The sequence below is a fragment of the Rhodanobacter aciditrophus genome (assembly GCF_050026795.1).
GTDB lineage: Bacteria > Pseudomonadota > Gammaproteobacteria > Xanthomonadales > Rhodanobacteraceae > Rhodanobacter_A.
The window spans coordinates 91,699-104,902 of the sequence record NZ_JALBWP010000008.1; the positions used below are offsets into that span (position 1 = coordinate 91,699).

Annotated in this window: 14 protein-coding genes and 1 tRNA gene; 9 read left to right on the forward strand and 6 right to left on the reverse strand. The window is 70.2% G+C overall.

Features of this window, described 5'->3' with window-relative positions; translation table 11 throughout:
* Positions 1 to 25: 25 nt before the first annotated feature.
* From ACQGNW_RS02250 to ACQGNW_RS02260, 3 genes are read left to right on the forward strand one after another with little or no spacing between them, the layout of a single operon-like run.
* The gene (locus tag ACQGNW_RS02250; RefSeq protein WP_426661439.1) at positions 26 to 466 is read left to right on the forward strand and encodes a hotdog fold thioesterase; all 441 of its coding nucleotides are present in this window, start codon (positions 26 to 28) and stop codon (positions 464 to 466) included.
* Entirely contained in the window at positions 463 to 1,407 is a 945-nt protein-coding gene (locus ACQGNW_RS02255; protein ID WP_426661440.1) for a serine/threonine protein kinase, read from the forward strand. Before ACQGNW_RS02250 ends, ACQGNW_RS02255 begins: the two co-directional genes overlap by 4 nt.
* A 46-nt stretch (positions 1,408 to 1,453) precedes the next feature.
* Positions 1,454 to 1,888: a hypothetical protein gene (locus ACQGNW_RS02260; protein ID WP_426661441.1), complete on the forward strand. Its 435-nt coding sequence runs from the start codon at positions 1,454 to 1,456 to the stop codon at positions 1,886 to 1,888.
* Positions 1,889 to 1,972: 84 nt separating this feature from the next.
* Here ACQGNW_RS02260 and ACQGNW_RS02265 read toward each other — a convergent pair whose 3' ends face one another.
* From ACQGNW_RS02265 to ACQGNW_RS02285, 5 genes are all read right to left on the reverse strand, one after another.
* Positions 1,973 to 3,256, reverse strand: coding sequence for a sensor histidine kinase (locus ACQGNW_RS02265; protein ID WP_426661442.1), 1,284 nt, complete (start codon positions 3,254 to 3,256; stop codon positions 1,973 to 1,975).
* Entirely contained in the window at positions 3,240 to 3,926 is a 687-nt protein-coding gene (locus ACQGNW_RS02270; RefSeq protein ID WP_426661443.1) for a response regulator transcription factor, read from the reverse strand. Before ACQGNW_RS02270 ends, ACQGNW_RS02265 begins: the two co-directional genes overlap by 17 nt.
* Before the next feature lie 287 nt (positions 3,927 to 4,213).
* Positions 4,214 to 5,131 (reverse strand): 30S ribosomal protein S6--L-glutamate ligase, encoded by a 918-nt coding sequence (rimK, locus tag ACQGNW_RS02275; RefSeq protein WP_426661444.1) that lies wholly within the window; start codon positions 5,129 to 5,131, stop codon positions 4,214 to 4,216.
* Positions 5,128 to 5,580, reverse strand: a complete 453-nt coding sequence (locus ACQGNW_RS02280) for an ATP-dependent zinc protease family protein (RefSeq protein WP_426661445.1) — start codon at positions 5,578 to 5,580, stop codon at positions 5,128 to 5,130. The genes rimK and ACQGNW_RS02280 overlap by 4 nt, the downstream gene beginning before the upstream one ends.
* A gap of 88 nt (positions 5,581 to 5,668) precedes the next feature.
* Positions 5,669 to 5,742, reverse strand: a tRNA-Gly gene (locus ACQGNW_RS02285).
* 249 nt (positions 5,743 to 5,991) lie between these two features.
* On the opposite strand from ACQGNW_RS02285, the gene ACQGNW_RS02290 reads away from it, so the two are divergent.
* From ACQGNW_RS02290 to ACQGNW_RS02310, 5 genes are all read left to right on the forward strand, one after another.
* Positions 5,992 to 8,223 (forward strand): DUF6600 domain-containing protein, encoded by a 2,232-nt coding sequence (locus ACQGNW_RS02290; RefSeq protein WP_426661446.1) that lies wholly within the window; start codon positions 5,992 to 5,994, stop codon positions 8,221 to 8,223.
* Between the two features lie 94 nt (positions 8,224 to 8,317).
* On the forward strand, positions 8,318 to 8,518 hold the full coding sequence (gene thiS / locus ACQGNW_RS02295) for a sulfur carrier protein ThiS (RefSeq protein WP_426661447.1): 201 nt from the start codon (positions 8,318 to 8,320) through the stop codon (positions 8,516 to 8,518).
* Between the two features lie 68 nt (positions 8,519 to 8,586).
* Positions 8,587 to 9,387 carry a thiazole synthase gene (locus tag ACQGNW_RS02300; RefSeq protein ID WP_426661448.1) on the forward strand — a complete coding sequence of 267 codons (801 nt, stop codon included), beginning with the start codon at positions 8,587 to 8,589 and terminating at the stop codon, positions 9,385 to 9,387.
* Between the two features lie 116 nt (positions 9,388 to 9,503).
* Positions 9,504 to 10,205, forward strand: a complete 702-nt coding sequence (gene trmB, locus ACQGNW_RS02305; RefSeq protein ID WP_426661449.1) for a tRNA (guanosine(46)-N7)-methyltransferase TrmB — start codon at positions 9,504 to 9,506, stop codon at positions 10,203 to 10,205.
* A gap of 401 nt (positions 10,206 to 10,606) precedes the next feature.
* Positions 10,607 to 12,424: an SLC13 family permease gene (locus ACQGNW_RS02310; RefSeq protein ID WP_426661604.1), complete on the forward strand. Its 1,818-nt coding sequence runs from the start codon at positions 10,607 to 10,609 to the stop codon at positions 12,422 to 12,424.
* A gap of 44 nt (positions 12,425 to 12,468) precedes the next feature.
* Here the strand turns inward: ACQGNW_RS02310 and ACQGNW_RS02315 are convergent, their stop codons facing one another.
* Complete coding sequence (locus ACQGNW_RS02315; protein ID WP_426661450.1) at positions 12,469 to 12,825, reverse strand: Rieske (2Fe-2S) protein; 357 nt, start codon at positions 12,823 to 12,825, stop codon at positions 12,469 to 12,471.
* 79 nt (positions 12,826 to 12,904) lie between these two features.
* Here ACQGNW_RS02315 and ACQGNW_RS02320 point away from each other — a divergent pair, with 79 nt between their 5' ends.
* Positions 12,905 to 13,177 carry a hypothetical protein gene (locus ACQGNW_RS02320; protein ID WP_426661451.1) on the forward strand — a complete coding sequence of 91 codons (273 nt, stop codon included), beginning with the start codon at positions 12,905 to 12,907 and terminating at the stop codon, positions 13,175 to 13,177.
* The last annotated feature ends 27 nt before the right edge of the window (positions 13,178 to 13,204 follow it).

The window sequence follows — 13,204 nt, forward strand, 5'->3', positions numbered from 1 at the left end:
CGTGCCGGCTTCACGAGGACCGAGCATGGGCATCTGGCAGCAGGACACCGACCTGGCGCGCATCAACGCGTGGAGCGCGAATACGCTGATGGAGGTGCTGGGCATCCGCATCACCGGTATCGGCGAGGACTGGCTGCGCGGCAGCATGCCGGTGGACCACCGCACCCACCAGCCCTACGGCCTGCTGCACGGCGGCGCCTCGGTGGCGCTGGCCGAGACGCTGGGCAGCATGGCCGCGATGCTCACGCTCGACCCCGCCAGGTTCCGCGCCGTGGGCCTGGAGATCAACGCCAACCACGTGCGCGGCGTGCGCGAAGGCACCGTCGCCGGCACCGCGAAGGCGCTGCACCTGGGGCGCAGCACCCAGGTGTGGGAAATCCGCATCGAGGACGAGCGCCAGAAGCTGGTGTGCGTGTCGCGCCTCACCATGGCGGTGGTGCCGGTCGACGGGACGGCACCGCATTGAACGACACCCCCTACGCAGGCCTCACCCCCGACGTGGTGCTCGATGCCGTGGGTGCCTACGGCCTGTGGCCGGACGGCCGCCTGCTCGCGCTCAACAGCTACGAGAACCGGGTGTGGCAGGTGGGCATCGAGGATGCCGCGCCGGTGATCGCCAAGTTCTACCGCCCCGGCCGCTGGAGCGATGCCGCGATCCTCGAGGAACACGCCTTCGCGCGGGAGCTGGCCGACGACGAGGTGCCGGTGGTGGCGCCGCTCGTGTTCGGCGGCCGCAGCCTGCTGTGGCACGGCGGCTTTCGCTATGCGCTGGCGCCACGGCATGGCGGCCGCGCACCGGCGCTGGAGTCGCGCGAGCAACTGGAATGGCTGGGCCGCCTGCTCGCGCGCCTGCATGCGGTGGGCTCGCGCTGTCCGTTCGTGCAGCGCGGGACGATCGACCGCGCCACGCTGATCGCGCAGCCGATGCAGGCCGTGCTGGCCTCTCCCCTGCTCCCGGCGCACCTGCAGGCCGCCTACCGCGGTGCGGCGCAACGGCTGGACACGGCGGTGGCCACACGTTTCGATGCCGTGGGCTCCGTGCGCACCCTGCGCCTGCACGGCGACTGCCATCCCGGCAACATCCTGTGGACCGATGCCGGCCCGCACTTCGTCGACCTCGACGACGCGCGCATGGGCCCGGCGGTGCAGGACCTGTGGATGCTGGCCAGCGACGACGCGGCGCTGCGCGCGTTGCTGGACGGCTACAGCCAGCTGCGCGACTTCGACCACGCGGAACTCGCGCTGGTGCCCGCGCTGCGCGCGATGCGCCAGCTGCACTACGCGGGCTGGATCGCCCAGCGCTGGCACGACCCGGCCTTCCCCGCCGCATTCCCGTTCGTAGCCGAGGCGCGCTGGTGGGACGAGCACATCGCCGACCTGCACGAGCTCGCCGACGCGCTGGATTGAGCTCCTCGCCTACAATGCCACTCCTTTTCCCGGAGCCCGTTGCCCCATGCGCCAGCTGTTGTTCCGCCTGATCGGCATCCTCGAAGTGGCCGGCGGCTGCTACGGCATGATCCAGATGCTGTACCGCCTGCTGCCGTTCCGTGCGCACGACAGCGTGGTCGCGCTGATCGGACTGGCGCTGTACGCCTTCGTGCTGGTGGCGGGCGTGCTGCTGCTGGAGAACAGCGAGCGCGGCGTGCGCTGGTCGGGCTGGGCGCAGCTGCTGCAGCTGCCGCTGGTCGCCACGCCGGTGTTCAGCTGGGCACTGCACTGCGGCGGCTACGTCAACGTGTTCGCCACGCTGCACCTGCCGCCGCACCTGGGGCTGGCCGCGCACTTCGGCAGCCAGGCCTTCGTGCTTGCCGTCGGCGGCCCCGCTGCCGCGCACCTCGGCATCAACCTGCTGGCGCTGCTGTCCTGGCTGGTGCTGAAGCTGCGTTGAGCGCGTAGAGGCGCACTGCGCGCGAAGGCTTTGCTGTCAATCGGGGCAAAAGCATTCGCGCAGGGGGCGTGCCCCTGTGGGGGTTCAGGCGAACACGATGCTGGCGATCGCGCCGTTGGTGTCGGTGCGCGGACGCATCGACACGTCCCAGCCGTACAGCTCGCACAGCCGGCGCACGATGGCGAGGCCGAGGCCCGCGCCGCTGCCGCCCGCACCCTCGCCGCGCACGCCGCGCTGGAACAGGCGCTCGGCATCCTCCGGCTTGATGCCGGGGCCGGTGTCGATCACCTCGACACGCCCCGCCCCAACCTCGACGCGCACGGTGCCCTCGAGCGTGTACTTGATCGCGTTGCCGATCAGGTTGGTGAGTGCCACCGACAGCACCGAGGCTGGCGCGTTGACGCTGAGCGGCTCACGCGCGTCCAGCTCGATCTCGATCGGCTTGCCGCGCACCTGCGGGCGCTGGCTCTCGATCACGTCGGCGGCGACCCTGGCCACCTCGGTGGTCTCGCCGCGGGTGGGGCCGCGCCGCTCCGCGCGCGACAAGAGCAGCAGTGCCTCGATCAGCTCGGTGGCCTGGCGCGAGGCGCGCTCGATGCGCTTGAGCCGTTCGGCCAGCTTGGGGGTGAGGTCGGGTGAACCCTGCAGCAGCTCGGTGGTGCTGGCGATCACCGCCAGCGGCGTGCGCAGCTCGTGGCTGACGTCGGAATTGAATTCCCTGTCGCGCTCCACCATCGCGGTGAGCCGCGCGGCGTATTCGTCCAGCGCATGCGCCAGCTCGCCCACCTCGTCGTCGGCGAAATGCTGCGCCAGCGGCTCGGCCTTGCCGGCCTTGCGGAAGTCGCGCAGGCGGTTCGCCAGCTGGCTCACCGGCTTCAGCACCTTGCGCGACAGCCACAGGCCGATCGCCAGCGAGAGCAGGCTGAACAGCAGGACCACCGCGATCAGCGACGTCACCAGCTGGCGCTTGCCCAGCTCCTCGCGGCTCACGTCGTAGCGCACGAAACCGATGATGCCGTCCTTGCGCCGCACCGCCAGCTTGTAGTGCCGCAGGCGCCCCTGCTCGTCCACGTCGTGCATGTCGTAGACCCCGCTGGCGAGGTTCTGCCACGCCAGCGGTGCCTTGTAGATGGTGCGGTCGCTCCACATCCAGGCTTCGATCAGCTCGGAGTTCGCGGGCTGACCCGGGTGTGCGATCACCTTGTCGACCGCCTGGTCGACATCGTGCTGCAGCGCCGACACCACCAGTTGCTCCTCGACCTTGGCGCGCACGTACAGCGAGGCCGCGGCAAACAGCACGCTGAGGCCGAAACCGAACAGCGCGAAGGAGAGGACGAGACGGAACCGGAGCTTACGCCTGGACTGCATCCGGCTCGACCATCCTGTAGCCGATACCGTGCCGCGTGTGGATCAGCGGCTTGTCGAAGGGCTTGTCGATCGCCGCGCGCAGGCCGTGGATGTGCACGCGCAGCGAATCGGAATCGGGCAGCTCCTCGCCCCACACCTTCTGCTCCAGGTCCTGCCGCGTCACCACCGAGGGACTGGCTTCCATCAGCGCCTGCAGCAGCTTGAGGCCGATCGGGTTGAGCTGGATGGCCTTGCCCGCGCGGCTCACGGTGAGCGTGTCGAGGTTGTAGGTGAGGTCGGCCACCTTGAGCACGCGGCTCTGCGGACCCTTGCCGCGGCGGGCCAGCACCTCCAGCCGCGCGGACAGTTCCTGCAGCGCGAACGGCTTGGTCATGTAGTCGTCGGCGCCGGACTCGAAGCCGGTGAGCTTCTGCTCCAGCGCGTCGCGCGCGGTGAGCATGAGGATCGGCGTCTGCTTGTGCGCCTCGTGGCGCAGCTTGCGCGCGACTTCCAGGCCATCCATCCCAGGCAGGGTGAGATCGAGCACGATCACGTCGAAGTCGTGCACCACCGCCAGATGCAGGCCGGTGACGCCGTCGCCGGCGAAATCCACCACATGGCCCCGATCTTCCAGATAGTCGCCGATGTTGGTCGCGATATCGCTGTTGTCTTCGATCACCAGTACGCGCATGCGCCGCTCCGCGATGCCGCCGGCGACACGGGCCGGCCCTGGCGGCAAGCTTAACATTCGCGGCCCGCGAAACCCGCGGCAAACCGGCTCCGGCCTGAATGCCTGACACCACCCATGAAAAAACCCGGATGTGCCGGCTGGTCGCCGCCGCATCCGGGCTCAGGGCTCGTCCCGTTACCGCCGCCATCCACCGTCGTCGAACCTCACGGCACGCTTCGGGCAAATCGACAGCGGGATCGTTTATAGAAGCTCGGGAGTTACGCCCGGGTTAACCGCCCGCGCGGCATTCATGCCACGTTCGCCTTGCCGCGCCGCACGCTGCGTTGCGCGCCGTCCCGCTGCGTCTCCAGCAGTTCGACGATCGTGCCAGCCACGTCCACACCGGTGGCCGCCTCGATGCCTTCCAGCCCCGGCGAGGCGTTCACCTCCAGCACCAGCGGGCCGCGGTCGGAGCGCAGCAGGTCGACGCCGGCGATGCCAAGTCCCAGTGCCGCGGCGGCCTGCACCGCGACGCGCTTCTCGGCGGCGCTCAGCTTCACCGCCACCGCGCTGCCGCCGCGATGCAGGTTGGCGCGGAAATCGCCCGCGCTGGCCTCGCGCTGCATCGCCGCCACCACCCTGCCGCCCACCACGAAGCAGCGCAGATCACAACCCTTCGCCTCGGCGATGAACTCCTGCACCAGGAAGTTCGCGTACAGGCCGCGGAAGGCCTCGATCACGCTCTGCGAGGCGCTGCGCTTTTCCGCCAGCACCACGCCGGTGCCCTGGCTGCCCTCGTTGAGCTTGATCACGTGCGGCGGCTCGCCCAGCATCGCGAGCAGGTCCTCGGTGTCGTCCGGGTTGTCGCCGAACACGGTGACCGGCATCGCGATGCCCTGCGCGGCGAGGATCTGCAGGCTGCGCAGCTTGTCGCGCGCACGCAGCACGGCATCGGAGGAGTTCGGCGTGTACACGCCCATCATCTCCAGCTGGCGCAGCACGGCGGTGCCGTAGAACGTGCTCTGCGTGCCGATGCGCGGGATCGCCGCGTCGATGTCGCGCACCGGCTTGCCCTTGTAGCGGATCGCCACGCTGCCGGGTGCGATGCGCACATAGCAGCGCAGCGGGTCGAGCACGCGCACCACGTGGCCGCGGGCGCGCGCCGCGTCCACCAGCCGCTGGGTCGAGTACAGCCGCGCGTTGCGCGAGAGGATGGCGATCTTCATGGACGATCCGTGACTGCCAGCGGCAGCCGTGGCTGGGTATAGGCGCGCGCCGGGTCGACCGCGAAGCGGCCGTCGAGGGCGCTGCGGCCGAGCAGCATGGGGAACAGCATGTGCCGCCGGTCGGTCAGGTTGATGTCGGCCTGGAAACGCCGCCCGGCCAGCAGGATCTCGCTGCGGATGAACCAGCGCTCGGTGCGATGGCCGCCGGTGTCGGTGACCACGCGCCGATCCAGCGCCGGCGCCTCGCAGCGCACCGCATCCACGGCGTGGCGCCCGGTGCGCACGGTGAAGCGCAACCACACCACGCCGTCGCGCAGGAAGCTGTCCAGTGTCTCCACGTGCAGCGCGCTGCTGCGCGCACCGGTGTCGAGCTTGGCCTTGAGCCGGGCGATGCCCAGCTGCGGCAGCGCCAGCCGTTCGCGCCAGCCCAGCACGAGCGGCGCCGGCACGAGCGGACTCGGAGTGGTCGGATCCGTCATCGGTGCGGCGCGCTCGCTGGGGTGGCGATGGGTGCGACAGGCCATTGCGGGAAGGCCATGGAGCGGGTGAAGGGAATCGAACCCTCGTCAGTAGCTTGGGAAGCTACAGCTCTACCATTGAGCTACACCCGCATCGGCCCGCGGATGGTAACCCGGGAAACGGCGCGGTGGGAATCACCGGCCATGCCCTCGCGCATGAACCGTCGCCGGCCGCCGGATATCCGCCGGCTGAACCGCCAGTGCCTCCGCCGCGGAAACTAAGGCGGCCCTAATCCCCGCCATGCGCATAATCGGGCCGTCAATGCACGTCGCGCAGCGTGCTTGAGGCCGGCACGGCATCCGCCGTGCCGGTTCGCGTTGCGCAGCAACCGGGAGACTCCGATGCGTGTGACCATCTTTCTGCGTACCTCATGGCGCCGCTTCCGGCAGCCGCTGGCCGTATTGCTGCTGTGCGCCGTCGCCGCGCTGGCGCAGGCGCAGGCGCAATCCACCGACGACAGCGCGCCGCCGGATCGCGTGGCGAGGCTGTCCTACATCGCCGGCGACCTCGGCTTCCTGCCTGCCGGCGCGCAGGACTGGAGCAGCGCCGACATCAACCGCCCGCTGACCACCGGCGACCGCCTGTCCACCGGCGACGGCACGCGCGCCGAACTGGAGCTGGGCGGCGCCAGCCTGCGCATGGCCGGCAACACCGACTTCGGCATGCTCAACCTCAACGACAACCTCGCCCAGGTGGAACTGACCCGGGGCACGCTCAACCTCAGCGTGCGCCACCTGGACCAGGGCCAGAGCTACGAGATCGACACGCCCACGCTGGCGCTGGTGGTGACCCACCCCGGCACCTTCCGCGTGGACGTGGACAACGGCGGCCAGGGCACCCGCGTCACCGTGTTCGGCGGCCAGGCCACCGTGTACGGCGAGAACAATGCGCAGCACGATGTGTTCCAGGGCCGCAGCTACCAGTTCGGCGATGCCTCGCTGGCGGCACTCACCGTCAGCGACATCGGCGGCGAGGATGCCTTCGACGCCTGGTGTGGCGAGCGCGACCGCCGCTACGTGCAGTCGGTATCGCGCCAGTACGTGTCCACGGACGTGGTCGGCTACCAGGATCTCGACCAGTACGGCAGCTGGCGGAGCAGCACCGACTACGGCGCGGTCTGGTATCCCAGCCGGGTGCCGGTGGGCTGGGCGCCGTACCGCGACGGCCACTGGGCGTACATCGCGCCGTGGGGCTGGACCTGGGTGGACGATTCGCCATGGGGCTTCGCGCCCTACCACTACGGCCGCTGGGCATACATCGGCGGTGCCTGGGGCTGGATTCCGGGGCCGATCGTGGCGCGACCGGTATACGCGCCGGCACTGGTCGCCTTCGTGGGCGGCAGCGGCTGGAGCGTGTCGATCGGGATCGGCGGTGCTCCGGTGGGCTGGTTCCCGCTGGGCCCGGGCGAGATCTACAACCCCTGGTACCACTGCGATCGCGACTACTACCGCCGGGTCAACGTCACCAACATCTACGTGCACAACACCTACAACCGCACCACGATCATCAACCACATCGACGCCCGCTACGACGACTACCGCGACGGGCGCGTGCGGCGCGACCTTCGCTACGCGAACCGCACCGCGCCGCACGGCTTCACCGCGGTGCCCGGCCGGGCGTTCGCCGGCGGCCGGCGCGTGCAGCACGACCTGCTGCGCATCGACCCCCACCGGCTTGCCGCCGCACCCGTGCTGGTCCGCGGCGTCACCGCGGTGCGCCCCGAGCCGCGCCACGTGGCGTCGTCGCGCGACCGGCAGGCACGGCCGCTGCCGGTGGCGGATTTCCGCCGCAGCGTGGTGGCGCGCACGCCGCCGCCGGCCAGGCTGCCTGCGGTGCATCCGAACTTCGCCCCGGCCGCCAGCCGTTTGCCGCAGCGCGCGGCCGCTCCGTTTGCCAACGTGCGCGTGCTGGGCGGCAGCCGCGGCACGCCATACCCGGTCGCCACGGCAAAACCCGGGGCGAACCGTCCCCCTCCGGCACCGCTGCGCATGCGGTCCGGCCCGGATGCCGCACCCGCCGGCCTGCCGAACGTGCGCCGAATGGAAGCGGCGCCGGTACAGCCAGGTGCGCTGCCCTCGGCCCGCTTCGCCCATCCGCGCCCGGACAGACGCACCCTGCCTGCGGTCGAACCGGTCCATCCCGTGCAGCCCGCCGAATCGCGGCAGGCGCCACGGCCTGACGTGAACCGCATCGCCGGCCCACGGCAGGCGCAGCCGCAAGCCGGTGGACGCCCAGCCGGCATGCTGCCGCAACCGCCGCACTTCGAGCGTGCACCCGCAGCGGTGGAACGCACTCCTGCGCCGCGATACGTGCCGCCGCGCCAGGAGCCGCCACGCGAGTACGCCCGGCCAACCTACCAGCCGCAGCCGCGCTACCAGCAGCCGCAGCCACGCTACGAGCAACCGCGGCCGCGCTACGAACAGCTGCAACCCCGCTACCAGCAGCCGCAGCCGCGCTACGAACAGCCGCAACCCCGCTACGCAGCTCCCCATCCTCCCGCCGCACGGTCGCAGCAGCAGCACGCGGAGCCGGCGCGCAAGCCACCGCCGCCCAAGGACGATCAGCGGCATTGAACACCGCGACGACGCCTCTTCGCCCGATGGGCACGGGGATGGGGCGCCGTCGCCCCGATTCGGCGCCAACGGCGCCAGCGGCTACAATGGGCACATGCAGATCACGCTCAACGGCCAGCCGCGCGATTGCGCTCCCTCGACCACCGTCGCCCGGCTGCTGGAAGCCGCCGGCTACGGCGGCAAGCGCGTGGCCGTGGAACTGAACCGCGAGATCGTGCCGCGCAGCCAGCACGGCAGCCGCACGCTCGCCGAAGGCGACCACGTCGAGATCGTCCACGCCATCGGCGGCGGGTGAACCCGCGCGCCCGCTTCCCGCCTCCCCGCGGCGTTCGCGCCGGACGCCGCCATCGCAAGGCCTTCCCCATGAACCTCAAGACCCTCGACGTCACCGATCCGCTGGTCATCGCCGGCACCAGCTATGCCTCGCGCCTGCTCACCGGCACCGGCAAGTACAAGGATTTCGACGAGACGCGCGCCGCCTCGCAAGCCGCCGGCGCCGAGATCGTCACCGTGGCGATCCGCCGCGTGAACATCGGCCAGGACGCGAATGCGCCCAGCCTGCTCGACGCGCTGCCGCCCGGCGAATTCACCCTGTTGCCGAACACCGCCGGCTGCTACAACGCGGCGGACGCGGTGCGCACCTGCAGGCTGGCGCGCGAGCTGCTGGACGGCCACAAGCTGGTGAAGCTGGAAGTGCTGGGCGACCAGAAGACGCTGTTCCCCGACGTGGTGGAAACGCTGAAGGCGGCCGAGACGCTGGTGGCCGACGGCTTCGACGTGATGGTGTACACCTCGGACGACCCGATCCTCGCGAAGAAGCTGGAGGAGATCGGCTGCGTGGCGGTGATGCCGCTGGCCGCGCCGATCGGCTCGGGCCTTGGCATCCAGAACCGCTACAACCTGCTGGAGATCGTGGAGAACGCCAAGGTGCCGATCATCGTCGACGCCGGCGTGGGCACGGCCTCCGATGCCGCGGTGGCGATGGAGCTGGGCTGCGACGGCGTGCTGATGAACACCGCGATCGCCGGCGCGAAGGACCCGGTGCTGATGGCGCACGCGATGAAGCTGGCGATCCAGGCCGGCCGCGCCGCGTTCAAGGCGGGCCGCATCCCGCGCAAGCGCTACGCCTCGGCGTCCAGCCCGGTCGACGGCACCATCGGCTGATCCGCTGCCCCGCCCCGCGCACAGCGGAGGGTCGGGGTGGGACAACCACGTCGCCGCCGGTCCTCGCCTATTCCCGCCTCTCCCTGCGTGCAGGAAGAGCCATTACGCTTCGCAGCATGACGCACGACACTCCCGCCCCACCCGAACGCCTGCGCCGCATCCACAGCTTCGTGCTGCGCGAAGGCCGCATGACGCCGGCGCAGCAGCGCGCCTTCGACGAGCACTGGGCGCGCTTCGGCATCGACTACAGCGGCACCGCGCAGGACTTCGCCGCGCGCTTCGGCCGCCGCGCACCGCTGGTGCTGGAGATCGGCTTCGGCAACGGGGAGGCGCTGGCCTGGGCCAGCGAGCACGACCCGGCGCGCGACTACCTGGGCGTCGAGGTGCACGGCCCCGGCGTAGGCCGGCTGATGAACGCGCTGGCCGCGCGCGACGCACGCAACGTGCGCCTCTACAGGCACGACGCGGTGGAGGTGCTGGAGCACGAGATCGCCCCGGGCACGCTGGCCGAGGCGCGCATCTGGTTCCCCGACCCCTGGCACAAGAAGCGCCACAACAAGCGCCGCATCATCCAGCCCGGGTTCGTCGCGCTGCTCGCCTCGCGCATGGCGCCCGGTGGCCTGCTGCACCTCGCCACCGACTGGCAGCCCTACGCCGAGCACATGCTGGCCACCATGGAAGCGGCGCCCGACTGGCGCAACGCCGTCGCGCCCGGCCAGTACGCCGAGAAACCGGCATGGCGCATCGAGACCCACTTCGAGCGGCGCGGGCTGAAACTGGGGCATGGGGTGTGGGACCTGCTGTATTCGATGAAGTAAAAGCATCGCCCGCTCCGATGAAATGAAAGCAACGCCGCCCCCGGGCGGCGTTTCGTTCGCCCCCTCGCCCCTTCGGGGAGAGGGTTGGGGTGAGGGGGCTACGTTGCGCAGGTCCTCGCTCCAAATATCCAACTTCGCAAGCCCCGCCCCTCACCCTGCGCCCTCCTCGCTCCTCAGTGCTGCGGCCATCCATGGCCGCCCCCCGCGCGCCCCAACGGGAGAGGAAAAAGCGGCAACGGCGTGTCCCTTGGTTCACCAGCCCTTGCGTCGCGCCGCTTATACTTGCGCGAACCTGCCAGGGACGAGCGCCGCAGCGTGAATTCGCCACTGCCACTCCATATCCACCCGCATCCGACGCCCTGCCGGGAAACGCGCTAGTGCCGCTCACGCTCACCCCCGAAATGATCCTGGTGCTCGGGCTGGTGGGCTTCACCATGCTGATGCTGGTGCTGGAGTGGGTCCGCGCCGACATGGTGGCGCTGCTGGTGGTGGTGGTGATCGGCCTCACCGGGGTGATCCCCTCCGACCGCGTGTTCAACGGCTTCGCCGGCAACGCGGTGATCGCGATCATCGCGATCATGATCATGGGCGAAGGGCTGGACCGCGCCGGCGTGCTCAACCTCACCGCGCACATGGTGATGCGCCTGGCCAAGGGCATGGAGTCGCGCCTCGGCCTGGTCATCAACATCATGGCCAGCCTGTTCTCCGCGGTGATCCCCAGCCAGGCGCTGGCCGCGCTGATGATCCCGGTGTCGAGCCGCCTGTCCGCACGCACCGGCGTGCCGATCTCGCGGCTGCTGCTGCCGATGGCGTTCTGCATCCTCACCGCCACCAACACCACGCTGATCGCGAACTCGCCGCTGATCGTGCTGAACGACCTGATCGCCAGCGCGAACGCGAACCTGCTGCCCGGCGCGCACACGATCCCGAAGTTCGGCCTGTTCAGCGTGACCCCGGCCGGCCTCGCGCTGGCCGCGGTCGGCATCGGCTATTTCTACTTTTTCGGCCGCAAGCTGCTGCCCGGCCACGAGGACGAGCGGCTGAAGGTGACGCCCGGCCGCACCGAGAGCTACTTCGCCGACACCTACGGCATCGTGGGCGAGACCGCCGAGCTCACCGTCACCGCCGAGAGCCCGCTGGTGGGCATGAGCATCGGCGAGGCCGAGCAGCTGCACGACGCGCCGCTGATCCTGGCGATCAGGAGCGGCAATGAGGCGCGCATGGCGCCGCCGGCCGACCACGTGATCTGGGTGGGCTCGGTGCTGGGCGTGCTGGGTCCGCGCGAGCAGCTCAACCGCTTCGCCAACAACCAGCTGTGCCGGCTCTCCGCCCGCATGCGCCAGCTGGCCGAGCTGTTCAACCCCAGCCGGGCGGGCATCTCCGAGGTGGTGATCCCGCCGGTGTCGCGCTTCATCAAGCACACCGTGGGCGAGCTGCGCCTGCGCAAGCGCTTCGGCATCTCGGTGCTGGCGGTGAACCGCGGCGACCAGGTGCTGCGCGACGACGTGCGCGCGGTGACGCTGCGCGCAGGCGACACCGTGGTGGTGCACAGCAACTGGCGCGACCTCTCGCTGGCGTCGGAGGACCGCGACCTGGTGGTGGTCACCGACATCCCGAAGGAGGAGCAGCGCCCCGGCAAGATCTGGCAGGCGGTGGGCTTCTTCGTGCTGGCGAAGTGCCTCGCACTGTTCACCAACCTCGACCTCTCGGTGGCGATGATGTGCGGCGCCGTCGGCATGCTGCTGTCGGGCGTGCTGAACATGGACGAGGCCTACAAGGCGGTCAACTGGAAGACCATCTTCGTCACTGCCTGCCTGATCCCGCTGGGCTGGTCGATGGACGCCACCGGCACCGCCGCGTGGCTGGCGCAGTACGTGCTGCACTACCTCGGCCACGCATCGACCTGGCTGCTGCAGGCCACGCTGGCGATACTCACCCTGCTGTTCTCGCAGGTGATGTCCAACGTGGGCGCCACCGTGATGATGGTGCCGATTGCCATCTCGGTGGCGGTGGCCACCGGAGGCAACCCGTCCGCCTACGCGATGATCGTGGCGGTGTCCTCGTCCAACACCTTCCTGCTCAGCTCCGGCCACCCGGCGCTGATGATGGTCACCGGCCCGGGCGGCTACAAGGGCAAGGATTTCCTGCGCGTGGGCGCGCCGCTGACGCTGGCGATGCTGGTGGTCACGCTGGTCTCGATCAACCTGCTGTTCCGCTGAATTGAAGAGTGCGGCCAAGGATGGCCGCCCGTTTCACTCTGCGATCAAGGACGATCGCAAAAAACCAGCCACACCTCGTCGCCGCGCACTTCCACCGCCAGCGCGCGCAGGTGTTCGCCGCGGCAGGGGCCGGCCACGCAGACGCCATCGCGGCGGTCGAAGCTGGCGCCGTGCACGGCGCAGATCACCAGTTCGTCCTTGAGCAGGAAGCGACCCGGCGCATAGTCCAGCCGACGGCCGGCGTGCGGGCAGACGTTGAGCCAGGCGCGCACGGCGTCGCCATGGCGATCGACGATCACGCTTTCGCCGTCGAGCGCAGCGACGTTCTCGACCGCGGTGGCGCCACCGTCGGGGATCTCGTCCAGCCGGCACAGCATGGAAGCGGGGGAAGGGGTATCCATCGGCACTTGTCTCGCAGGCCGGATGGCCTCATCGTGTCACTCGCAAGTCCTTGATTTTAGCATACGGATTTTTAACGCCATGCTCTTCCATCTGCCTTCTCCCCGCCGTTCCCGCCATCCGCTGGTGCGCGCCCTGTCGCTGCTGCTCGGCGTGGCGATGCTGGGCGTACTGCTGGTGTTCGGGCTGGCCGTGGCCGGCGTGCTGCTGGTCGGCGGCGGCCTGCTGCTGGCATGGCGGCAATGGAAGCAGGTCCGCGCGCCGATCGCCCCCGCGACGAAGCCGGCCAGGCCGGCGGCGGACGTGCTGGAAGGCGAATTCGTGGTGATCCGCCGGGGGCCGGTCACGCACTGAGCAGTGCTTCGCGCACGATCCGGATGG